This is a genomic window from Dyella sp. OK004 (genome assembly GCF_900114495.1).
In the GTDB taxonomy this organism is placed as follows: Bacteria; Pseudomonadota; Gammaproteobacteria; order Xanthomonadales; family Rhodanobacteraceae; genus Dyella_D.
This window is the reverse complement of the sequence record NZ_FOZI01000004.1, coordinates 122,429-145,704: the sequence shown is the minus strand read 5'-3', so window position 1 is coordinate 145,704 and position 23,276 is coordinate 122,429. Positions and strand designations below refer to the sequence as shown.

20 protein-coding genes and 1 tRNA gene are annotated in these 23,276 nt (G+C 62.7%); 6 read left to right on the top strand and 15 right to left on the bottom strand.

Annotated elements, in window-relative coordinates; all coding sequences use genetic code 11:
- Window positions 1–262: 262 nt before the first annotated feature.
- The 12 genes from BM338_RS16780 to BM338_RS16725 all read right to left on the bottom strand — a co-directional run bounded on the left by BM338_RS16780 (window position 263) and on the right by BM338_RS16725 (window position 14,116).
- Complete coding sequence (locus BM338_RS16780; RefSeq protein WP_177229397.1) at window positions 263–1,435, bottom strand: TrbL/VirB6 family protein; 1,173 nt, start codon at window positions 1,433–1,435, stop codon at window positions 263–265.
- A gap of 30 nt (window positions 1,436–1,465) precedes the next feature.
- Window positions 1,466–2,209 (bottom strand): hypothetical protein, encoded by a 744-nt coding sequence (locus BM338_RS16775; protein WP_090452839.1) that lies wholly within the window; start codon window positions 2,207–2,209, stop codon window positions 1,466–1,468.
- Between the two features lie 309 nt (window positions 2,210–2,518).
- The gene (locus tag BM338_RS16770; RefSeq protein ID WP_090452837.1) at window positions 2,519–3,646 is read right to left on the bottom strand and encodes a GNAT family N-acetyltransferase; all 1,128 of its coding nucleotides are present in this window, start codon (window positions 3,644–3,646) and stop codon (window positions 2,519–2,521) included.
- Entirely contained in the window at window positions 3,643–5,190 is a 1,548-nt protein-coding gene (locus tag BM338_RS16765; protein WP_177229396.1) for an oligosaccharide flippase family protein, read from the bottom strand. The genes BM338_RS16770 and BM338_RS16765 overlap by 4 nt, the downstream gene beginning before the upstream one ends.
- Complete coding sequence (locus tag BM338_RS16760) at window positions 5,187–6,857, bottom strand: hypothetical protein (RefSeq protein ID WP_255367345.1); 1,671 nt, start codon at window positions 6,855–6,857, stop codon at window positions 5,187–5,189. Before BM338_RS16760 ends, BM338_RS16765 begins: the two co-directional genes overlap by 4 nt.
- A 306-nt stretch (window positions 6,858–7,163) precedes the next feature.
- Window positions 7,164–8,156, bottom strand: coding sequence for a UDP-glucose 4-epimerase GalE (gene galE, locus BM338_RS16755; RefSeq protein ID WP_090452832.1), 993 nt, complete (start codon window positions 8,154–8,156; stop codon window positions 7,164–7,166).
- Window positions 8,153–9,010, bottom strand: coding sequence for an alpha/beta hydrolase family protein (locus BM338_RS16750; protein WP_090452830.1), 858 nt, complete (start codon window positions 9,008–9,010; stop codon window positions 8,153–8,155). Before BM338_RS16750 ends, galE begins: the two co-directional genes overlap by 4 nt.
- Window positions 9,010–9,792 (bottom strand): alpha/beta fold hydrolase, encoded by a 783-nt coding sequence (locus BM338_RS16745; RefSeq protein ID WP_090452828.1) that lies wholly within the window; start codon window positions 9,790–9,792, stop codon window positions 9,010–9,012. Before BM338_RS16745 ends, BM338_RS16750 begins: the two co-directional genes overlap by 1 nt.
- Window positions 9,789–11,132 carry an outer membrane beta-barrel protein gene (locus BM338_RS16740; RefSeq protein WP_090452826.1) on the bottom strand — a complete coding sequence of 448 codons (1,344 nt, stop codon included), beginning with the start codon at window positions 11,130–11,132 and terminating at the stop codon, window positions 9,789–9,791. Before BM338_RS16740 ends, BM338_RS16745 begins: the two co-directional genes overlap by 4 nt.
- Window positions 11,133–11,134: 2 nt before the next feature.
- Window positions 11,135–11,920: a P-loop NTPase family protein gene (locus BM338_RS16735; protein ID WP_090452824.1), complete on the bottom strand. Its 786-nt coding sequence runs from the start codon at window positions 11,918–11,920 to the stop codon at window positions 11,135–11,137.
- A gap of 3 nt (window positions 11,921–11,923) precedes the next feature.
- Window positions 11,924–13,462: an XrtA system polysaccharide chain length determinant gene (locus tag BM338_RS16730; RefSeq protein ID WP_090452822.1), complete on the bottom strand. Its 1,539-nt coding sequence runs from the start codon at window positions 13,460–13,462 to the stop codon at window positions 11,924–11,926.
- 33 nt (window positions 13,463–13,495) lie between these two features.
- On the bottom strand, window positions 13,496–14,116 hold the full coding sequence (locus tag BM338_RS16725) for an XrtA/PEP-CTERM system exopolysaccharide export protein (RefSeq protein WP_090452820.1): 621 nt from the start codon (window positions 14,114–14,116) through the stop codon (window positions 13,496–13,498).
- A 1,073-nt stretch (window positions 14,117–15,189) separates the two neighbouring features.
- Between BM338_RS16725 and BM338_RS16720 the strand changes: the two genes are divergently transcribed.
- From BM338_RS16720 to tsaA, 6 genes are all read left to right on the top strand, one after another.
- On the top strand, window positions 15,190–16,284 hold the full coding sequence (locus tag BM338_RS16720; protein ID WP_255367344.1) for a hypothetical protein: 1,095 nt from the start codon (window positions 15,190–15,192) through the stop codon (window positions 16,282–16,284).
- A 145-nt stretch (window positions 16,285–16,429) separates the two neighbouring features.
- Complete coding sequence (locus BM338_RS16715; protein WP_090452816.1) at window positions 16,430–17,245, top strand: SAM-dependent methyltransferase; 816 nt, start codon at window positions 16,430–16,432, stop codon at window positions 17,243–17,245.
- 152 nt (window positions 17,246–17,397) lie between these two features.
- On the top strand, window positions 17,398–17,613 hold the full coding sequence (locus BM338_RS16710) for a hypothetical protein (protein WP_090452814.1): 216 nt from the start codon (window positions 17,398–17,400) through the stop codon (window positions 17,611–17,613).
- Between the two features lie 373 nt (window positions 17,614–17,986).
- On the top strand, window positions 17,987–18,298 hold the full coding sequence (locus tag BM338_RS16705; protein ID WP_090452812.1) for a hypothetical protein: 312 nt from the start codon (window positions 17,987–17,989) through the stop codon (window positions 18,296–18,298).
- 25 nt (window positions 18,299–18,323) lie between these two features.
- Window positions 18,324–20,120 (top strand): GGDEF domain-containing protein, encoded by a 1,797-nt coding sequence (locus BM338_RS16700; protein WP_177229394.1) that lies wholly within the window; start codon window positions 18,324–18,326, stop codon window positions 20,118–20,120.
- Between the two features lie 50 nt (window positions 20,121–20,170).
- Complete coding sequence (gene tsaA, locus BM338_RS16695) at window positions 20,171–20,584, top strand: tRNA (N6-threonylcarbamoyladenosine(37)-N6)-methyltransferase TrmO (protein ID WP_090452808.1); 414 nt, start codon at window positions 20,171–20,173, stop codon at window positions 20,582–20,584.
- Between the two features lie 54 nt (window positions 20,585–20,638).
- Here tsaA and BM338_RS16690 read toward each other — a convergent pair whose 3' ends face one another.
- From BM338_RS16690 to BM338_RS16680, 3 genes are all read right to left on the bottom strand, one after another.
- Window positions 20,639–20,992, bottom strand: coding sequence for a hypothetical protein (locus tag BM338_RS16690; protein ID WP_090452806.1), 354 nt, complete (start codon window positions 20,990–20,992; stop codon window positions 20,639–20,641).
- A gap of 65 nt (window positions 20,993–21,057) precedes the next feature.
- A tRNA-Arg gene (locus tag BM338_RS16685) sits at window positions 21,058–21,134 on the bottom strand.
- A 191-nt stretch (window positions 21,135–21,325) separates the two neighbouring features.
- Window positions 21,326–23,224, bottom strand: coding sequence for a M61 family metallopeptidase (locus tag BM338_RS16680; RefSeq protein ID WP_090452804.1), 1,899 nt, complete (start codon window positions 23,222–23,224; stop codon window positions 21,326–21,328).
- Between the last annotated feature and the right edge of the window lie 52 nt (window positions 23,225–23,276).

Here is a 23,276-nt window from a genome sequence, read left to right as displayed (position 1 = left end):
TGAACTTGTTGCTGCGAGACTCCGCAGGCACTCCAACTCCCGGGTTGGTACCACGCAGGCCCCATCGGCCCTTCTTGTCGCCATTCGCAAGACTGTTGCGCATGCGATAAACCGCATAGCAACAGCATTGATCCGAGTATCCGCAAAAATATTTTCATATGGAGCTCATATAACTGTTTTGAATGCGTCAAGAAGTACGGCGGCTGGCGCAAGTCGCGTGATGCATCGCACACTTAGATCGCGGCTTGCCCCGTGCGTAGTGTTATGTGCGATCTATCGGACGATTCGCCTTACCTTGCTGAGACTCAGCATTTGTCTTCACTACATCTTGATTACTTGATGCTGGCGTGGTGTGAGAACCTGATACGGGGTGATTTGTAGGCATAACTCCCGCATTGCTGGGATGAGACGTTGTCTCCCTCTGCACCGGTGCCTGATAAGCCCCCACCGGCTGCCCTTGCGGCCCTAGCTGTGCCGACATCCCACCCGGTGCCCCGAACATCGAGTAATGACTGAAGTTGCCCAACATGTCCCCGAAGAGGCGGGATGTCTTGGCCGTCACCGTGACGATCAGCATGGTCATGATCAGCCCCAGTGCTCCCTGCTGCATCGCCATGCTGGTGATGCCTTCGGCCATCTGAAGATCCACGCCGCCGGGAAGGCTCTGCACCGCCGCGTTGATCAGCCGGTCGCCCCAGAACGCCGCCGCCACCGCGCACACCATCTTCAACGCGATGGTGGTCATCACCTCGGCCACGGCGAGGGCGAACAACGTGGCGATGCACGCTTCCAGCCAGCGCCTGAAAACCGGCGCGGTGGCCTTGAACAGCAGGCAAAGCATCGCCAGCGGTCCAACCGCCACCAGAAACTTCATCGCGATCTCGAACGTCATCAGCATGACGCCACCGACGATGCCCGGCCCTGCTGTGCCAATGCCGGTGAACAACAGTGCCCGCTCCTTGGACGTGGCAAGCGCGGCCTCGCCGCCGGTAGGCAACGCGTCGATGCTCGACAGCGCGAACTGTATCCAGCCCAGGCTCTCCTGCATCTGGCCGGCCATACCTGTACTGCCGGTCACCACCTCGCTGATCACCTGATCGAGCTCGTGAAGCTTGTCGGCAATCCACGGATTGCCCATGCCGACCCCGATGGCGATGAACACGATCAGCGACGCGCGCGTGGCATTGACCACCAGCACCATCATCGACTCGCGCGACTGGCCGGTGACAATGCGATAGCCGGCCAGCAGGATCCACAACGTGATCAGCGGCAGCACCGCCACTCCCAGCAACGAGCCAAGACGCTCGGACAGGCCGGCAGTCCATTGGGTGATCAGGCCGTCGCTGCCGAGCAAAAAATCCCTGATGGCGGTGTAAAAGAAGAAATTGCTCAGGTCGCCGAGGCCGGGAGCGCTGGCAAAAGCTGCGTTGAACATGATGATCATCCGTGATGACGCTCGATGGGGTTACCAGTGCTTGGCGGTTTCTAGCGCACCCTTGAGGGTGGCGCCCTGGACGAGCCCGCCGAGCAATCCCGAACCACTGCCGGATGGCGCGCTCTTGAACGCCTGTTCGGTCAACTGCGCCTGCTGCTGCTTGATCGTCTCGGCGAGGCTCGCGTATCGCTTGAGCGCTGCCTCGGCGTTGTTCATGTCGTGCTCGACATTGGCCTGGAAGGTCTGCATCTCGGTGCCGAACGACTTGAGGCCGCCCAAGTCCTTGGACGATACGTCGGTGATGCGCTTGGCCAGGATTGCTCGCATCTCTTGATTGCGCCGGTCGATCTGCTGGTTGAGATCGACCAGCACGTTGTAGCGGTTGTTGTTCACCTGAAGCAGCATCCGACAGAACGCGTTCTGCTGTTGCACGATCTTGCCGGCGAGCGCGCCAGGCTCGGGACATTGCTGCGCCATGCCATCGTCCGGCCCCCGCCGCTCCAACTGGCCGGTGTCTATAAATGCAGGTCCGGCCTGCACCACGTTGAGCATGGTGAAGTACTGCTGCTCCCACTGATCGAACTGCTGCTTCCACTGCGCCCATTGCTTGACCCAGGCCTCAGCGTCGGCCTGGATATGTTCGCGGTCGGCCACCTGCCATTGCGCGTAGGTGTTGCTGGAGAGAAGGCCAAGAAGCAGTGGAGCTAACAAACTGATGACGGTACGCCGCGTAGTACGGAAAATGCTGTGGCGGGCCTCGTGATGTAGACGCATGAATACCCTCTCCTAAGGTCATCGGAAGACGGATGGGAACATGCTCGAGCCCACGGAGATACGGCGAAAAATCAGAAAAAAGCCCGTGGAAGGACGGGCCGTCGAATTTCAGCTGTTACTGACAATCCATGTCAGCGCATGCGCACAAAGGCTAGGGGATGCTTGAAGGCGGTGGGGAAGCGGTGCTATTCCGGTCGCCCACAGGGTGGGCTCCTACCATGGAGCAATGATCCGCGAATGTTCCTTGGCCGCTGTCTGTAAATGGGAAATTCTGGCGGCCGCAAAACGACTGAATCCTCACAGAGCGATCTACTCGCGGCGCATCACCCGCCGCATCCCGCGATACACCCATCGCAACGGCGCAATCATCCCGAACCGCGCTCGCGCCTCTACCCCGCGCACCATATATAAAGCCCCACACGACACCTGCCGGTTCGCCAGCACGCGCTTGTACTGGTTATCGCCATAGCCAAAGTCGATGACTTCACCCGGGTAGCGCGCTAACAGATCCTGCACAGCCTGGAATACCAGTGCCGAGCCCACGCCGTGCGCGGCGAAAGCCTCGTCGTAGCCGGTGTCGTCGAGCAGGTAGCGGCCGGCGAGACGGTAGCCGTGGACGTAGGCGATGGGCTGGTCGCCGAGCATCAGCAGGTGGCCGATCAGGCAGCGTTCGCTGGCGAGCTGGCGGAACAGTGCGCGGCGCGCGGGGAGTGTCCAATCTATTGCTACGGCTTCCGCATGCCAGCTGCGCGCGTAGACCTGGTTCATCAGTGTGCAGTACTCGTCGACTTGCTCCGGTGTGTCGACGACGCGTAGCTGGGCTTGCTCGCCGAGTTTCTTGTAGACGTTGCGCAGGCGACGGGTGAGGTCGTTGCGACGTTTGGAGCCGAGACCGGCGAGATAGGCGTCTAGCGATTCCTGTGGCTCGATGGTCCAGTTGATCTGGTCGAGCAAGTTCGCCTGCACGGTGGTGAAGTGCGCCCTGCCCATCGATACGGCATTGGCCAGCGTGTTGGGCAGTTCGGTTTCGCGGATGCGCAGCACATGAATGCTGCGGTCGCGCTTGAGTGCTTCGGCAATGGAGGCTTCAGCGGCGGGCCGGTCATGGGGTGATGCCACGACGCCGGCACCGAGCAGGCGCAGGGTGCGACCTTGATATATCGGCACGCGACGATCGCCGACGGCGATGCGCGCATGGTGGTATTCGACGACGAACGGCGCGTAGCCAATGGGTTTGCCGTTGTCGCCACTGGCGACGACGACGTATGGGGTCGCTGCGCCTTCACGACTTTCCAGTTCGAACAACAGCCAGTCGGGATGCTGCACGATGCTGGATGCGGCACCCGGCCGTTCGGCGAGGCGCGCGAGTTCGTCGCGCAGATGACGCACGGCATCGGCGTGGTCGAGTATCACGCAGGCTGGTCGCGGCAGGGTCATGACAAACTCCCCGCGCTCGGGCGATGCAACAGATTCAGGCCGCGCATCAGCACACGCCCTGGTGGGCCGAGGCGGTTGGCGATGCTGCCCATCAGGCGGTAATCGTCGCCACTCCAGTAACGCACCCACACGCTCGCGGGCATAAACACCGCGACGAACACGGCGCTTCCGGCGATGAAGCCGTAGCGACTTTGCAGCAATGCAGTCACCAACCACGCCAGCGCGGTGGCAGCCACAGCCACACCGAACAGGCGCGCCATCGATCCGATCGGAAGACCATGCCGAGTAGCGCGACGCAGGTAGAACACGGCGAGTGCAAGCTCGGTCAGTCGCGTGCCGGCATAGGCGAGCACAGCGCCGGTCAGACCCAGCGTGGGAACCAGCAGCAGACCGAGCGCGGCGTTGGCGACCAAAGCGGTGACGCTGATGCGCACACGGTCGTCCTGGCGATCGACCACGGTCTGGAAAGCAACGATGCCGTTGACGATCAATAGCAGACCGGCCAATACCAGGAAGGCTTCGATCGCGGGAATGGCGGCGGTGTAGCGGTCGCCATAGAGCAGCGCGACGATCTGCGGCGTGGTGACCAGGCCGAGTCCGGCGATCATCAGGCCCACCGCCCAGTAGAAGCGCGTCGCTTCGCCGAGGAAGTGCGCGGTGTGTTCCTGCCCACGCTCGCCGAAGGACTTCGCCATGTATGGCAGCAGGGTGCTGGTGAGCCCCACCGAGAACAGCTGCACCGCGCCACGCGTGAGAGTGACTGCGATGGCGAAGAAACCCACTGCGGTAGAAGTGGCGAAGGTGTTGAGCAGAAACACCTCGAAGGTGCCCGCCTTGAACGCACCGAGCAGGACCAGCACGGCGGTGAAGCGCAGATGGCGATTCAGGCGCGCGCGGATATCAATGGGAATCGTGCCAGCCACGAACGGCTGGCAGTAGCGGCGATAGGCCAGGCGGTTGAGCAGATTGAGCAGCAGCTGCGATACCGCAAAGATTGCAACAAAGGCGAGCAGCCCCGCATGCAGCAGCGTCGCGCCGATCACCAGCAGGATGCCGACGGCGCCGGCCAGCACCGTGGCGATGGCTTCGGGCTCGAAATGTTCCTGACCTTTCTCAATCGCCACCAGCATGCCGTAGTTGGCCTTGGCCACCGTGGCGACCAACACCAGCGCGGTTACCGGCAGCAGATAGTCTCGCCATTCGCCGGGCCGCAGGATAGCTATGCCCAGCAGAAACAGCACGATGACGATAAGCGAGCTGAGGTGCTGTACGCGGTTGAGATGTTGCGCGATATGCGATGCCACCGTGGGCGTGCCCGCGCCATCGGCTTCGGCGATGAACTTGGTGGATGACGTAGTCAGCGCATGATTGCTGCAGGTAATCAGCCAGCTGCACAGCCACACAGTGAAGGCATAGCGGCCGAAGTCCGCTGGCCCCAAAGCGCGCGCGATCCAGATGCTGACGACGAGGCCCAGCGCGTACTCGATATAGCTCGAGACCGAGACGATGGTGACGCTACGCAGTACGGCGAGACGGCGGTTCATGGCGTGCCCTGCGCGGCCAGTTGCGAGGGTGTGTGCAGCAGGCCGCTGCCGGCCGGCTGGCGAATCAGCCATTGCACCACGCCGCTGCCGCGATTGTTCCAGTTGAAACGGCGCAGCGTGTCGTTGACGGTAGCGCAGGCGACGCTGTAGGAACTGGTGAGTTTCTGCAGGCGCCGCTTCAAGGCGGCGCTCTGCTGAGGATCGCGCTCGAAGTACCAAGCGGCGGCCACCGGCAAGGTCAGTTCGACGTTGTGCGCGTCGCTATACCAACCTTCCGATTCCTGGATCGTGCTCAGCGCTTTGGTGCTGGCGTGCGACGACGACCAGTACCAGGCGATCTGCCCGTCGGGGCCCGAACACGAATTGCGCCAGTCGTGCGGCGGCACCAGCAGGTCGGCATCGATCCAGCCGTAGCGTTCCAGGTAGCGTCCGAACGCGGTGAGCATCGGCGGAATGCGCGCGTCACCGGTAACGAGCCACGCGTGCCACAGGCCATCCACGATGTTTTCGCTCATCCATGGCGAGCTGCCGCGCACATCGGTTTCGGGATTCCACGAGTCGTTTTCGTGCAGGTTCCAGCTATTGCGCCAGGAGCCGTCATTGCCGAGCTGGTCGGGGTTGTTGCGCTGGTGCTCGTCCAGCCAGCCGATGCGCTCCTTGATGCGCGCCAGATCATCCGGATCACCAGTGAGTTCATAGGCGCTCACAGTTTCCAGCAGGCCCAGACCGGCGAGGCGCTCGGTGAAGTATTGCGAGGGTTTGGTATAGGGACCGGGTCGTGTGTTCCAGCCGCCGTTGCCCCACAGGGTCATCATGTTGCGCACGGTGGCCTGGTCGTGGTCGCCGTCGTTGCCGGTGAGTGCTACCGCGAGCAGGATCGGTTCCACGTAGACGTACTTCACGTCGCAGGGCTTGTCGCCGCGCAGCCAGCCGCCGGCGCAGGAGGGGCTGATCGGGAACCCATCGCGACGGATGTATTTCATATAGAAGCGGTAACTCAGGTCGGCCGCTTGCAGGTAATCGAAACGGCCAGTGCGCACATACGCCTTGAACAGCGTAGACGGCCGGTCGAACAACCAGGCCGAGGCATCGTCTACCGGCAATGTGCGCGCCCACTGGAATTGCGCGGCGACGTAGTCGGCATAGGGCTCGCCGGGCGCGGCTGGTTGCTGCGGCCCGGCGATCAGTGATGCGCACAGCCACGCTGCACTCAAGGTCGCCAGTGCGGCCGGCACGCGTAAGCCTTGTTCACCATCGACCAAACCCGATGTGTACGGCCAGCCGGGCAGATCGCGCTGGCGTGGCTTGCCTAGTGCGAAATAGTAAGTCTGCGTATCGCCACTCAACGCCGTGCGGAACTGTACGCGCACGGCACGCACGCTGCCGTCCTTGAAATGCCAGCGCAGCAGGGTCTGCACGGCTGCCGGCACTTCGTTGTCGTGTTCGTCGAGCACGCGCAGCTGGCGTGAATCGCGCAACGTGCCTGGAGGCAGCGGAATGCCGACGGAGACGACGACGTCGTTGCTGGTGCCTGCGTTCCGGTGCACCACAATGCGTTGGTCGGGTACAAGGTCTGTCGATAGCACCGGCGTTATGCCAGGACTCTTGGCGCGATGCTTCGCTGCCGATACCAGCGGCGGCGCCATGGCCAGGGCGAACCACAACATCGCATGGCACATGAGCCGAAGTGTGCGCACACCCTTCATGATGCAGGCATCTTGGCTCCCTTCCCTGTCTGCGAGGGAGGAGCTAAAGCTCGCAACAACCTGCTCCCTTCCCTGCACGCAGGGGAGGGTTGGGGAGGGGTGAGTACTTGAGAAAGCGCTGCGGGTGGGGCGATCGCAAGAGCGTCACCCCCTCCCAACCTCTCCCTGCAAACAGGGGGAGGAGCCAGAGGTCGCAACACCATATTCCCTCCCCCGCATGCAGGGGGAGGAGCAGGTTGCTGTTGAGGGCGAGTCATCGACACACCCTCAGACATGCTCGGCGCGTTGCGCCAGTTTTTGCTCCCACAGGAACGCGGTGCGCACGATGAAGTCCAGATCGTCGTAGCGCGGCTGCCAGCCGAGCGCATGCTGCAAACGTCCGCAGCGTGCGATCAGCATCGGGGTGTCGCCGGCGCGACGTGGCTGCTCGATCACGTTGAGGCAGCGGCCGCTGACGCGCGTTACCGAATCAATCACCTGGCGCACGCTATAGCCGTGGCCGTAGCCGCAGTTGAGGGTGAGCGATTCGCCGTCGTCGCGCAGATGATCCAGTGCGCGCAGATGGGCGGCAGCCAGGTCTTCCACGTGAATGTAGTCGCGGATACCGGTGCCATCGGGCGTGTCGTAGTCGGTGCCGTAGATGGATAGGCTGGGATGCTTGCCTACTGCATGCTCGCAGGCCACTTTGATCAGCAACGTGGCGTGCGGTGTGGAATGGCCGATGCGCCCCTCGGGATCGCAGCCGGCCACGTTGAAGTAACGCAGGATCACATGCCGCATGGCGCCGGTGGCGCAGTAATCACGCAGCATGGTCTCCGACATCAGCTTGGAGGTGCCGTAGGGATTGATCGGGTGCGTCGGTGTCTCTTCGTCGGCCACGCCGCTGTCGGTCATGCCGTAGACCGCGGCGGTGGAGGAGAAGATGAACTTGTCCACGCCCGCGTCTGCGCAGCAGGCGAGCAGATTCTCGGTGCTGCAGGTGTTGTTGCCGTAGTACTTGAGTGGATCGCGTACCGATTCGGGTACCACTGTATGCGCAGCGAAGTGCAGCACGGCGCCGACCCGATGCTTGGCCAGCACCCGCGAGACCAGCGCCGGGTCGCCCACATTGCCCACCACCAGTTCGGCGCCCTGCACCGATTCGCGAAAGCCGGTGGAGAGGTTGTCGATCACCACCACGTGCTCGCCGCGTGCAGCGAGTTGCTGGACCACGTGGCTGCCGATATAGCCGGCGCCGCCGGTAACGAGCACTGCGTTCATGGCGACGCCTCCAGCTCGGCGCGCCGGAGAGGCGCAGCGGCGGTTGGTGCAATGGGAAAGTTATTCCGTAGCCAGCCTTCGATCTGGTCGATCAGCCGCTTGCGATCGTCGACCAGCACATAGGTGTGATCGGTTTCGCGCACGAAGCAGGTGCTGACCCTGGGATGTGTCATGACCCGGCCGAAGCATTCGCGAAACTGGCGGGCATGGTTGAAGAACATGTTGATACCGCCGCTATAGATCAGGCACAGGTGCATGCCGCGCTCGACCATGCCGGCCAGGTCGGCGCGCACCACGGTCTGCGGCGAAGGCACGGTGCTGAAGACGGGTTCGCCGCGGATTTTTTCCACCGACTTGCGATGCGGACTCAGCAGGCGGCGCCAGCGCGCCGGATCGATTAGCCTGGGTAGGTAGTGACGCAGGCGATAACCGAAGGTGCGATAGGCATAGCCGTCGAGAAAAACCGCGCCGGCCACTTTGTCGTCGGCACAGGCCACGGTGTGTGCGTTCTGCGCGCCGGAGCAAAGGCCGACCAGTACAAAACGTGTGCAACCGGCTTGCCTGCGCAACAGCGTCATGGCGTCGTTGGTATCAGCGAGGATCTGCTGCTCGCGCGATTGCGATTCGCCGCTGGCGCCGCTGTCGCCCACCGTGGAGAAATCGAAACGCAGGGTGGGATAGCCGCAGGCGTTGAGGCGCCGGGTCAGGTCCACGTGCAAGCGGAACGGACCGACGCGATGCACCAGCCCGGCATTGAGCACGATCACGCCGACCGTACCCTGCGCTGCTGGCGGCAGGCCGGCAATGCCGACCAAGTGCCGCGCGCGTCCGAAACGAAAAGCTTGCTCCTGCATCAGTGGCCTCCCTGCCAATGACTGGTGACGGTCTGAATCAAGGGGTGCGAGAGGATCGCCTGCTCGAGCCGGCGCAAGTCGTCCCACGGCGTAAAGGGATGCAGCTCTTTCACCTTGGCATGCGCGGCGATCAGGCCTTTCCAGCGATGTGCCGGTGTCGGCGGCAGCGAATCGAGTACCAATGACGGCGAGCCCGCGGTATCGGGCCGCAGATCGGCCAATTGATGGCGCAGGCGCTGACTGATCGCGAAGCCAAGCCATTGCGCTGCCGCGCCCTCTACTGCACGCGGTGCCACAAAGCGGTGCGGATCCTGGCGCAGGGCGGCCTGCATTGCATCGAGTTGCTGGATGTACGCGCAACCATCCACCACTGGGTCCCACACCACGACGTCAGCGAGTCGCGCACGTTTTGTCGCGGCCAAGGCGATGCTGCCACCCAGCCGCGCACCGAAGGCGACAACGTGCTCGACGCCACTGCGCGCGCGCAACTCATCGGCGGCGGCGCAGGTGTCGGCGATGCAGCGGTCCCAGTCCACTTCCGCGCTGCTACCGGCGGAATCGCCAGTGCCGTAGTAATCGAAACGCAGTACCGCGCAGCCTTCGGCGGCCAGTGCGTTGGCCAGCTGCCGGTACAGGCGGTGACAGCGAATCTGATCCTGCCCCAACGGCGGACATAACAGCGCCGCCTTGTTCGCACGACTGGGCGCCGGATGGTACAGCCCGAACAATTCGCCGCCCGGTCCGAAGAAGAAGGGATGGTCGCTATCCATGCGCGCGCTCATCGCCGGTACACCACGCTGACGAAGAACGCGGTCTCATGGTAGGTCTGGTTCACCGCGTTACTGTCGCGGCGCTGATGCGTCACCGAGGCATGCCAGCTCCAATGCTGGGTCCATTGATGCGCCAGATCGAGGCCGTAGCGATAGGTTTTGTCGGTGCGCTTGAGCGTGCTGTAGTCCAGCTTCTCGCCGTAGACAAAGCCGGACAGGGTCAGCGTCGGCCGCAACCGGTACTCACCGTTGATGCCAAGACTGCGGCCGGCCTGGTTCAAGGTACGGTCGTTGATGTAGCCGAGCCGGCGATAGCCGGGCGTCACCGCCGCCGTCCAGCGATCCGCGCGGAACGCGTAGCTGAGATCCAGGCGGCGCTCCAGGTACACCTGCGAGCTCACCACCACGTTGCCCACGCTCACGCCCTGCAGGGTCGCCGTCACCGGTTGGTTCTGGTCGAGGAACGGCTGATACGGCTGCTGCGCGATGTCCTGCGCCGCGTCGGCATATTGATAGGAGCCCGACAGGATCACTTCATTGCGCAGGTTCGGCTGCCAGCCCAGCGCCAGCCGCGCCATCGGCGCGGAATCGCTGCCCGCGCGCTTGAATTTGATCTGCGACCAGCCCAGCGAAACATCGGTGGTGAAGTGCGCAAGCTTGCTGGTGTAGCGCGCATAAGCTTCGGAGCGGTCGTAGTTGGGACCGCTGAGGCTCTGGTTGAAATCGACGTGCTGGTACTCGACGTTGGCCGAAACCTGGGCAGTCGGACTGAGATCGCGGAATAACCGAAACGCTGCGACGCCGCGTGAGGAGTTGAAGTCTTTGACCTTCGACGCATAGCTGTTCACGTAGCGCAGCTCGGCCTGCCCGCGCATGGCGTCGCCTACACGGAAATGCAGGATCGGCCCCAGCGCCAGCACATTGGTCTGCTGCTGGTTGTTCGGCGCGTTACTGGCGAGCGAATCCACCGGCTGGATGCCGGCGTAATCTTCGGCATACAGATCCAGGCGCTGCGGCAGCACCGCCCAATTCACCTGGCCGGCGAGCTGGCCCTGGACCTGGTTGTCGAAGGTTTTGCCGAGGTAGTCGCGGTACTCCAGGCTGCCAGCGGCCTTGGCCTGCACCGCGGAACCCAGCTGCGAGTAAGTGAAGTTAAGGCCCGGGATGAATACGTTCTGGCTTACCGGGTTGTTCGTGCTCAGCGTGATGTTGTCGCTGTGCTCAATGCCGGCGTACAGCGCGTAATCGAATTGCGCGGCCGAAGCGGCGCCCGTGGTGACCAGCAGCGCCAAGGCGATCGCGCGAGCGAGTGTCGAATGCGCCGGCCTGCTTCCGTTCCGGTAGGCGCTCATGACTAGGGCACCTGGTTGAAGACGACGCCGGCCAGCTTCGCCGGATCGAAATTCGTCACCGCCTGGCTGATCGCCGCGGGTGTGTCACGGCCGTAGCCGGCGACCACCACCACGAAATCGGCCAGGTCAGACAGGATGCGTGCATCCGGCGAGCCCTTGATCGCCGGGCCGTCGAGGAACAGGTAGCGATCCGGATAGCGGTTGCGCAGCGAATCGAGCACGGCGCTCATGCGGTACGAGGAGTAGTACTCGCCGATATTTTCGTGTGAGCGGCCGGCCGGGATCAGGCGCATGCGCGGAATGCCGGTGGGATACAGGATGCGCTCGATGCCGAGCGCCGGATGCTCCAGCAGATCGATCAGTCCGCCGGTGACTGGATCCACGCCCAGCGCGCGATGCTGATCCGGATATCGTAGGTTGCAGTCGATCAGCAGGCTGGTCTTGGCCTCATCGAAGGCGAACGCCGCGGCCAGGTTGCGCGCAACGAAACTGCTGCCCGAGCGCGGACTCACCGATACCACCAGGGTCACGAAATTCTGCTGCCCACCCATACCTAGCAGGCGCGTGCGGATTTCGCGAAACGCATCGGACTGACGGCGCACCGATTCGTCGCGATGGATCAGCCGCTTCTGTTCCAGTTGCAGCGGCGCCAGCATGCCGGCGTGATCGTGCATGCGCGCGATCATTGCGTGGCTGGCGGAGGGCCGCTTTTCCAGGGTGCGGGCCGCTGCCTCGAGCACATCTTCGACACTATCGGGCAGCAATTTTTCGTTGTTGTGCGCGTTCATCGCTTACCCCTTCAGGCGCAGCCAGAGCATCGCCAGGTACACCACCGCCACACCGGCGATGGTCAGCGCCAGCATGCTGTTGTGCAGCCGATCACGCCGGCGATCGCGCGGCGTGGGATAGAACGGAATGGTCGCCAGCACCGCGAGCCCGGTGTCGTGCTCGAGCCGCTGCACCGAACGCACGCGTGGATCGAACCGGACCAGCGCGAACAGCAACCCGAGCGGTATCGCCACGGCGAGCGTCAAGCCGGCCAGGCCGAAGTGCAAAAAGCGCAGACCCGACGGCGTGAGCGGCAGCACCGCGGGGTTCTGGATCAGGAAGGTCAGGCCGCGCTGCTCGGCGTCGAGGTTCATCGACACACGCGCGTTCTCGCGGCGCTTGAGCAGATCCTGATAGACGTCGCGATTGACGTTGTAATCGCGGGTCAGCTCGGCAGTGACGTTCTCCGAATTGGCGATACGCTTGCTGCGTTCCAGCTCGGCCTGCAACATCGATTCGCTGGCACCCAGCCGCGCGGAGGCGGCGGCGGAATCGCCGCGCACGGTGGCGAGCTGGGTCCTCATTTGCTGATAGACCGGATTGAAGCTCACCACACTTTCCGTCGCCGGCGTGCCGGCCGAGCGCGCTTCCAGCTTGCGCTGCTCGGACTGCGCCAGCTGCTGCTTCAGATCCTGCATCTGGTGGCGGGTGCGGACGACGTCGGGGTAATCCTCGGTGTAACTAAGCAACAGCTTGTCGAGGCGCGACTGCAGTTCGGCCAACTGAGTCTGGTAGATACCGTCGGCGGTCTGCACCGCATTGACTTCGGATTCGCCGGACAGCTGCGAGGCCAGCGACGCGGCCTGCGAGCGGCGGTCCATCATGTCCATGCGCGCGGTTTCAATCTGCGTGCGCAACTGGCTGATGCGCGCGTTGGTGTCGGTCTCGCTGCCAGGACGCGCGTCGGCATTGCTGTCGCGATACACCTTGAGCTTCGACTCGGCGTCGGTGAGCTTCTTGCGGTAAGCCTCGACCTGGCTATTGATGAACTCGTAGGCCTCGCGGCTCTCGCGCTGCTTGGAACTCAGACTCTCGCTGATAAATAGCTGAGCGAACTGGCGCGTGACGTTGTAGGCGCGATGCGGATCGGAATCGAAATAGCTGATGGTGATCAAGTTGTCGTGCGCGGTCTTGACCGTGGTACGGCTCTTGATGCCTTCGACGATGCGATCCTGCTCCAGCGGTGTGGGATGTTTGGCCATCCATCCACCCGCCTCCAGGATCTCGCCCATCACTTTGCGGCCGAAGATTACATCGCGCGCGATGCCGGCGCGGTTCTTGTTGCCGGTAGGCGAAGCCACGCCCTCCATCAGCGGCGTGATGATGCTTTCCTGCGCAAGGATGGTGGTCGAGGCCTCGTACTTCTTCGGCCACAACATGCCGGTGACCAGCGCGGCCAGTGCGATGGCAGCGAACACCAGGCCCATCGTCAGCCGACGACGGCGTGCTTCGCTGGTCAGTGCAGGCAGCAGGCTGCCTAAAGGTGTGAGTTCCCCATTCATGACGTCCTTTCCCCCTTCTCCTGTGCTGCTGCGTCAGAACACGCGCAACGGCACCGTGATCACGTCGCCCGGCTGCACCGGGTAGTTGGTCGCCAGGTCGCCCTGCTGCAACACCTTGTCCAGGCGGATGGCGTAAGGCGTGGTAACGCCTCCATCCGCGCGGTACAGCTCGGTGCGATCGGGCGCGGCGAATTCAGTGGTACCGCCAGCAGCGAGCACCGCGTCGAGCACGGTCATGCCCTGGCGATATGGAATCGATACTGGCGTGCGCACCGCACCGGTTACGCGCACGCGCGACAGGTATTCATGGCTGCGCAGTGCGGTGAGGATCACCGCCACCTGCGGATCGCGCACGTAGGTGACGAGCTTGCCCTTGATGTCGCTGGCCACTTCCTCCGGCGTCTTGCCGCCGGCGATCACGTCGCCGATCAGCGGCACGGTGATCTTGCCGTCGGGCCGCACTGGCACGCTGACGCTAAGGTCCGGGTTCTGCCATACGGTGATCTGCAGCTGGTCGTCGACACCGATGCGATAGGTGTTGACTGCTTGCGCCTGTGGGTTGATCGAGGGCGGCGTGGAGACGCCGCCGCCGGTGGCGCATGCCGTCAGCCACAGGACGGAACACAACACGAGAAGATGGCGGTGGATCTTCATGGATGGATGTCCGGTGCGTGGAAAATGTGAGCGAAATCACAATACACCGGGGGCTTTCGCGGCTGACGAGACCATAAGGTCTATATCGAGCGGTACAGCTCGTTGGTTTTTTTGCTCTGAATGCTTGTGGTGGCGCTGGGAAATGAGTGGTTGTTGAGTGTGTTGTTGTGAGGGATGTACGCGGCCATTGGTGTTAGACGGATGGCCGACGGGGAGTTGGTGGACTTCCCCCTCTTCCTTTGGCGGCCCGAAGGTATTCCTTGTGGAGAGAAGGGTTCGGCCCTCGCGTTGCGCTCAACTACTTCGTCGTCCCTGCGTAGGCAGGGACCCAGAGTGGTGCGCTTCGGTTGTCACGCTTGCGTGTTCTGGCTCGCCTGCCGCGGGCTTTCGTCTTCCTGCCGGAGGCCGAGTTACTTTTCTTTGCTTGCCCAACCCCCCAGGGGGCCTAGAGAAAAGTAACCAAAAGATAAGGCACCTCGCTTGCGCATCGCCTTTTAGAGCCGTGCTCCCTCTCCCCTCGGGGTGAGGAGTAGGTGCTCGGAACGGCCTTGCTACCTGATGGCCAAACGGACAGCTGGCCCACGGTCCGGCAGTCGCATCACAAACCGTTTTCATTGCCCAGAATAAATACGAAAGTTACACGTCAGCTTCATTCAACTAAATCCCATTGAAAATCGATTCTCATTAGCTTTTATTTGAATTTATTTCTTGCGAATTTCCGCACCAATTTGCGTTTGATCGATTTAAATTTCCTATTTTTATTTTCCGTGTCCTAAATCGGGTTTTTTCCAGTTGACCGGCGAATTGAAAGTGCCTAGGGTCGGCGCGGTCCGTTGACCGGGGGGCGAGACGGACGGTTCCGGGGGCGATGTGTGCTGGGGAGGATGCATCGCCCTTTTCTTGATCCGCGCGGCCTGACAGGGAAAGTCGCGGACGTTCGACGCGCAGGGTTGGTGGGAGCCCGCATTACTTGTCATTGAACCGAGCGCCGCACGCGAGTGCGGTTTCTTTGCATGGGGCCACGCGCCGCATTGGGTTCGTGCGCCTTGGAATAACTCACGGGGAGTTAATGCATGAAATCTCGTCTTACTAGTGCTGTTGTTGTCCTGGCCGTTATGGGTCTCAGTGTAGGTGCCGCTATTGCAGCGAGTGACACTGGTGAAAATCCATATGCACCGTCTTACGGGCATTCGTATCGCCACGGCGCGGTGCCGTCACGCGAGGCGCATGCGCGGATGAAGCAGTACGCGACCATGCGTGCCACCACCAGTACCCGGACACTCAGCTACGGCGGCGGCATCGACGGTATCGGCGTCACCAGCGGCACGCCCAAGGTGTACATCGTGGTGTATGGCAGCCAGTGGGGCACCTCGGGCACCGATGCCAACGGCAACATGACGCTTTCGGGCGATGCTTTCGGCGCCGTGCCTTACCTGCAGAAGATGTTCAAGGGCCTGGGCACCGGTGGTGAGCTGTGGTCGGGCGTCATGACGCAGTACTGCGATGGCGCAAGCGTGGCCAAGGGCGCCAAGGCGTGCCCCACCAGCGGCGCGACCCATATCGGCTACCCCACTAACGGCCCATTCGCTGGCATCTGGTACGACAACTCGGTGGCCTCGCCTTCGAATGCCACTGCCGCCCAGCTTGCCCAGGAAGCCATCAAGGCCGCGGCGCATTTCGGCAACACCACGGCCGCGTCGAACCGCTATGTGCAGTACGTGATCCTGTCGCCCACCGGCACGCATCCGGACGGGTTCAATACGTCCAGCGGCCAGTTCTGCGCGTGGCATGACTACAACAAGGATGCGGGTGTGAGTTCGCCTTACGGCGATATCGCCTTCACCAACATGCCGTATGTGAAGGACATGGGCACCAGCTGCGGACAGAACTTCGTCAACAGCGGCACTGCCGGCAACCTCGACGGCTTCTCCATCGTGGAAGGCCATGAGTACGCCGAAACCGTCACCGACCAGAACCCGGCCGGCGGCTGGACCAACCACACCCGTTCCTCCTACGCAGGCCAGGAGAACGGCGACGAATGCGCATGGCTCAGCAGCGGCCAGGGCGCCAGCGCCAATGTGGTGATGGGCAATGGCAGCTTCGCGATGCAGAGCACCTGGTCGAACGACACCAATCGTTGCGACATCGCGCATCCGATCGTGCACTGACCTGCGGAACCGGGCCTCGGCCCGGAACCGTGCAAACGGAACGGGGCCGCGCGAGCGGCCCCGTTTTCGTTATGCGCGGTTGCCGCACGCCAAGGCCGGTTCGATACTCGACGGCCACAACATCCGACTGGCCGAGAGAGTCCGCATGAATACCCAACCCTCCGCGGGCAGTCTGGTGTGCGTCGGCATCGGCATCACGCTCGGCTCGCATATCAGTCCGCTCGCGCGTAGCCATATCGAAACGGCGGACATGGTTTTTGTCGCCGTTTCCGACGGCCTGGTAGAGCAATGGGTGCAACGCATGCATCCGGACGTGCGCAGCCTGCAGCCGTTCTATCAGACGGGCAAACCGCGTATGCAGACCTATCGGCAGATGGTGGAGGCCATGCTCACCGAAGTGCGCGCGGGCAAGCGTGTGTGCGGCGTGTTCTACGGCCACCCCGGCGTCTTTGCCTGGGCACCGCACAAGGCCATCGAAACGGCGCGCGCGGAGGGGTATCGCGCGCATATGGAACCAGGCATTTCGGCGGAAGACTGTCTTTATGCGGACCTGGGCATCGACCCGGGCACGCGCGGCTGCCTGCACTTTGAGGCGAGCCAGTTGATGTATTACCGCCGCCGCCTCGACCCCAGCGCGTGGCTGGTGCTGTGGCAGATTGGCATCACCGGCGACCATGGAAAGAACCGCTTCGCTACCAATGCGGCTTATCTGCAGGTGCTGGTCGATGTGCTGGCTCGCGACTACCCGCTGGAGCATGAGGTGATTGTCTACCGGGCGGCGACGCTGCCGATCCATCTACCGCGGATCGAGCGCACAAGCCTCGCCCGGATGCCGCATCTGGCGCTCGATGCAGCGGACACATTGGCTATTCCACCCGCCGCGCCGATGGAACCCGACCCAGAGATGCGAGCTCGGCTCGCTGCGCTGGACCTGGCCCGGGCCGATCCTGTTGGCACGTGAGCTGCATTATTGAAGCCTTTTCCCTCTGTCACAGCGGGATTTGGCGGGAAAAAGGGGGCTATGATCCCGGTCGCGACGCCGTGCCTCTGCAAGGCGGGCGCTGCGGACGACCGGATACTTCGGCGAAACAACCAGCCCGGGAGGGAAATCCCATGTCGGATGTCATCAATTTTCTCGAAAGGATGGGCCAGGACGCGGAACTGCGTTATGCATCGCAGGACACGATCGGGACGGCCTTGGCAGATGCCCAGATCGAGCCGCAGCAGCGCTCAGCGGTGCTCGCGAGCGATCCGGAGCGATTGCGCGCTCTGCTCGGCCACGAGCCGCTTTTCGCCACACTGATGATGCCGGGCGCCATCGAGTCGTAGAACAAAACTCCGGAAGGGAGCGCGGCGGAATCCGCGCGTCACGCAGACGCTGGAAAACCGCTGTGCTCCATCCCGCTGTGATATTTCTTTCTGGCGCGGTTTTTTTCGGAGAATAGGCAGCATGCAAGCCACGGTATCCGTTTCGACATAGTCCTTGGCGTCAGCCGGCCGATAGATTGAGTCGTTGCAAAGGGGCGAGTAGGTTCGGCGGATGAAGCATTCCTGGGTCTCTGCCCGCGAACGCCCAGCCATGCGCCAACGCCATCGCTGGGATAAAACAGGGACACTTGCGACAGGCGGTTTCCGAGGGGGAAACCGTGCATCGCCATTGTCGGAATGGTTCCGAGAACGACCAATCAATTAGGGGAAAAATATGTCGGACGTCATTGAGTTTCTGGAAAAGATGGGCCGTGACGCGCAACTGCGCCACGCCTCGTCCGAAGACATGGAGCTCGCGCTGGACGATGCACAGATCGACGCGCCGCTGAGTTCGGCCATCCTTGCCCGGGACATCTCGGCTCTGTACGACCTGCTCCAGCTGCAGCCCATGTTCGCCACCCAGATGGAACCCGGCGAGGAAGAAGAAGCGCCCAGCAGGGAAGAAGAGCCCGGCAAGGAAGAGGAGGATGCTCCCTCGCAGGACGTGCGGCTGGCCAACTCGCGTCTCGCGACCGTCGCGCCGTAACGCCTGGCGACCGATGGCCCTCGGCATGCATCGAACGGCTTTCGCGGGACTTGTCCTGCTCGTTGGCCTGCTTATGGGTACGGCGGCTGCCGCCGTGCCCGAAGCCAACGATGCGCTGGAGATACTGCGTCGGGCGGACAGCATCAAGACCTCCAACCATGTCGAATTTCAGGCGCTGCTGAAGCAATTGGATGGCCGCGCGGCGAACCTGCCGTCCGAACAGCGCTGGTACCTGCGCTATCTCGATGCGTGGCAGGTGGCCTATGAGGGCAGTTACGAAGGTGCCGGGCTGCAGCTCAACGCCATCATCAAGAACTCGACCGATCCGACCCTGCGCTTTCGCGCGACCGCCACGCTGATCAACATCCTCGGCATCGGGCATCGCTACGAAGAAGCCTTTATCCGGCTCAGCCAGCTGATCGATCAGTTGCCAAAGATCACCGACAAGCGCGCCCGTTTCCAGGGACTGGGCGAAGCCGCGCAATTGCTGATCACGGCGGGGCAGTACGAGCTGGCCTCCACGTACGCCGAGCAGATGCTCGGCGATATTCCGCCCGGCGACAGCGCGTGCAAGGCGACCTCGTACAAGCTTCACGCACAGTTCCGCCGCGGCGGCATGCAGACACTGGACAGATCGTTCCAGGAAGGCGTGGAGCTGTGCATCAACACCGGCGAGATCCTGTTCGCCAATGCCATTCGCGCCGATATAGCCAGCTTCGAAATGCAGCATGGCCAGACGGCGCACGCCATCGCCCTGCTGCAGAGCAATTATCCCGCGGTCAAGCGCGACCAGTATCCGAGCCTGATCTCTCAGTTCGAGGCTCTGCTGGCGCAGGCTTACTGGCAGGTAGGCGAGCCTTCGCAGTCGCGCAATTTCGCGCTGGCGGCGATCGACAGTTCCATCAAGGGCGAGTACACCGAGCCACTGAGTGTCGCCTACGACCTGCTTTACCAGATCGAAAATCAGCAGGGCAACTACCGCGCCGCCCTCGCCTACCACGAGAAATACCTGGCCGCCGACAAGGGCTACTTGAACAACGTCAGCGCCGAAGCATTGGCCTATCAAGTGGTCAAGCAGCAGGTGCAGGCGAGCAAGTTGCAGTTCGACGCGCTCAACAAGCAGAACCAGATCCTGCATCTGGAGCAGGCGCTCGACCGCAAGGCGGTGGAGAACAGCCGGCTCTACATCATCCTGCTGCTGACCGTGCTGGCTTTCATCGCGTTGTGGATCTACCGCCTGAAGCGGTCGCAGCTACGCTTCATGTGGCTGTCGCGACTGGACAGCCTCACTGGCATCTGCAACCGCAAACATTTCCTCGAGGAAGCCGAGCACGCTCTGCGCCAGGCACAGAAGGGCGGACAGAACGCGGCACTGATCATCATCGACCTCGATCATTTCAAACTGGTCAACGATACCTACGGCCACGCCGTGGGCGACCAGGTACTGAAGCGCGCCGTGGCGGCTTGCCAACCGCACCTGCGCCCGCGCGATATTTTCGGCCGGCTCGGCGGCGAAGAATTCGCCGTGCTGTTGCACGACTGTGGCGCCGACCAGGCGCTGGCGCGCGCCGAGCTGATCCGCGCCGCGATAGCGGCCACTCCGCTGATCGACGAAGAGAGCGACGTCGTGATCTCCGCCAGCCTGGGCGTGGCCACCACCCATCGCTGCGGCTACGAAGTGCGCGACCTGCTGATCAACGCCGACCACGCGCTCTACCGCGCGAAGAGCGACGGTCGCAATCGCGTGGTGTCAGTGCGCATGGACGATGCAGCCGGACGCTTTACGCACGGAACAGCGCAACGGGCGAGTGCTGGCAGCTGATCGCGTGATCGCGTGTTCTATGCTTTCCGGCAACAAGCCAGGAGAGCCGCATGCCGCGTTTCGAGCTGAAGCCTATCGGCACTATTGAATCGCCCCTCACCGACCCTGGATCGGCCCCGCGCCAGCCCGACGAGGACGCTCCCGAGGCCTGGCTGGTATTCGAACCCGAGGTACTCGAGGGCCTTCGCAATATCCGGCCCGGCGACACCATCATCGTCATCACCTGGCTCGACCGCGCACGCCGTGATGTGTTGAGCGTGCATCCGCGTGGAGACCTGACCCGCACCGCCGAAGGTGTCTTCAGCACACGCGCACCGCATCGCCCCAATCCCATCGGCCTGCATCAGACCTCGGTGATCGCCATCGACGGCGCAAGAATGCGGGTGAGTCACATGGAAGCACTCGACGGCACCCCCATCGTCGACATCAAGCCTGTGCTGAGCGAGGAGATCGGCCGGCGCTAAGTGGCAGGCGATCGGGCGAATCGCCTACCTCACCTGCTGCGTCGAGCAGGCTCTTTATGCGTGCGGAATGCCGAAGATCAGTATGAAGGCGAGGACGAGCAGCAAGGGAACCGCGAGCCCCGCGAGCATGCCAGTAATCACATAGCCCAGGCCCTGCGTGCGCTGCTTGACTAGCCGCCAGAGAATCCAGGAAACGCCCGGCAACCACAGCAGCGCGATGAGGAAGCGATCCGCCGTCCGCTCCATGTCGATATCTTTTTCTTCCTGGAGTATCACGACGAGCAATATCGTTCCCAGGCACAACACCCAGCCCAGCAGGCCGAGGCCCATGCCTGCCATGAACGATTTGAAGCGATGTGGTCTTGAAGCGACCGGCGGGTTGATTGCGGTATTGCCTTCCGTAGCCATGCGTCGTCCTTGCGCGAATTGGCGATCCGAACGGACCGCTCGAAGCATCATCGGAACAAAGGAAATGGCGCGCCCGGAGGGATTCGAACCCCCGACCAATGGCTTCGGAAGCCACTACTCTATCCGGCTGAGCTACGGGCGCGTGATGCGGCAGGACCGCTGCAATGCGTGAGCCATTGCGCGGTGGACGCGAAGTATAGCGGACTTGGGCGGGCCGATGGGACGGGCCGCGCCGACCACCCAAGTGGCCGTCACCAAAAGAAAAGCCCGCTGCCGATGCAGCGGGCCGGGACACGTGGGCGCCTTCCATTGCGGAGAAGGCGCCCGTGTGGATCAACGCGCCTTGAGCAGTTCCGCCAGGCGATCCGGCTTGCCGGCGATGCGCTCCAGGTGCGGATACTTCAGGCCATCGTGATAGTCGATGCGCAGGGTCTGGTAGATGTCGAAGTTCTTCACCAGCAATTCGATCGGCTGGTTCTTGTCCTTCGCCGCGGCGGTGACCGCATCCTTCAGTACATCACTGGAGACCTCTTTGCCGTTCACGGCCACCAGCTTCATGCCCGGAGACAGGCCAGCCTTGAACGCGGGACCATCCCACAGCACGTCGGAGATCTCGCCGCTCTTACCCAGCGAAAGGCCGAGCGAATAGGTGAGGTTGGCACCGCCGAAACGCGCCTCGGCAGCCTTGGCGGCACCCGACGGCTTGTCGTTGTAGACCACCTTCCAGCCGCTGGCTTCGATGCCGCCGGTGATCGGACCGTGACCGTCCAGACGCTCACGCAGATACGGCGCCCAGTCGAACGGCTGGATGGTATTGAGCGTCTTCACCACTTCGTCGAAGGTGTAGGGGTTGACGTCCCATTCGCCGTTCTTCATACCGAAGAACGCCTTGCCGAAATCGTCGATGGACTTTTTGTTGCCCGACAGCTCGCGCAGCTTACTGTCCACCTCGAGCCAGATCATCTGGCCGCCCGAGTAGTAATCCTCGCTCATCTGATAGTTGCGATACGGCAGCGGACGACGCTGGGCGATGATCGGGTCGTTGGTGGTGTCCTGGATGTTGCGCCACTGCTGCAGGCCCGGACGGCCCTTGTCGTAATTGGCGGCGACCATCGCGAGCATGTCGCGCGCTTCGTCTTCCTTCCACAGACCCGAGCGCGCGGCCATCACATAGCCCCAGAACTGGGTCTGGCCTTCGTACACCCACAGCAGGCTGTCCTGCATCGGCACGTTGAAGTTCGGTGTGGCCAGATCCGCACCGCGACGGTACTTGCCGTCCCACGAGTGGTTGAACTCATGCGGCAGCAGATCGCGGCCAAGCATGCTCTTGTCCCACTCGGTGAAGTAGCCCGGCGGCATGCCGTTTTCGCTGGAGCGGTGATGCTCCAGGCCGTTGCCGCTCATCTTGTCGCTGAGCGAGAACAGGAAATCGTAGTGGTCGTAGTGGTGCGCGCCGTACATCTTGTACATCTGCTGCACCAGGTTCTGATGCACCTTCAACTGCTCGGGCTTGATCTCCAGATACTTCGGATCGTCAGCCACGATGTTGAGGAACACCGGAGTCTTCGAGCCCGGATCGAGATCCACACGCTTGAAGTACTTGCCGGCGTAGATCGGCGAATCAACCAGGTCGTCGTAGTCGAGCGGCTTGAAGTTCACGGTGTCGCCATCGCGCGAGGCCAGCTCAAGCGCGCTGCCGTACTTCCAGCCAGCAGGGAATTTCACGCTGGCTTCGGCCTTGATGCGGCTGGCGAAATAGCCGGCCGGGTACATGGTCACCGCGTTCCACTGCAGATTGAGCATTTCCGGCGTCATCACCACACGACCCTGGCGGGTGTCCTGCGGCGAGAGGTATTGGAACTCCACCTCCACGCTGCTCGCGCCGTCCGGCACGTCGACGTGGAAGGCGTACACATTGAGCGGATCGCGCGTCCACTTCAGCGCCTTGCCGTTGGCCGTCACCTTGAGGCCGGCCAGCTTGTCGATCGGACCGTTCGGCGCGTGGTTGCCCGGCAGCCACTGCGGATACAGCAGGGTCAGCGGACCCGCCTGCGCCGGCACCACTTCGTGCACGCGGAACACGCGGTGCGCCAGGTCGGTGGCGTCGACATTGATCTTCAAGGTGCCGTTGAACGGAACGTCCTGCGGTGCGGGAACGTCGGCAAGGGCGGCGAAACTGCCCAGGCCGAGGCCCGTGGCGAGGATGGCGGAAGCAAGGCGCGAAGCTTTCAAAACGGTCTCCTGTGGCAAAACCCGCACGTCCGTGACCGGACGTTGAACGGCA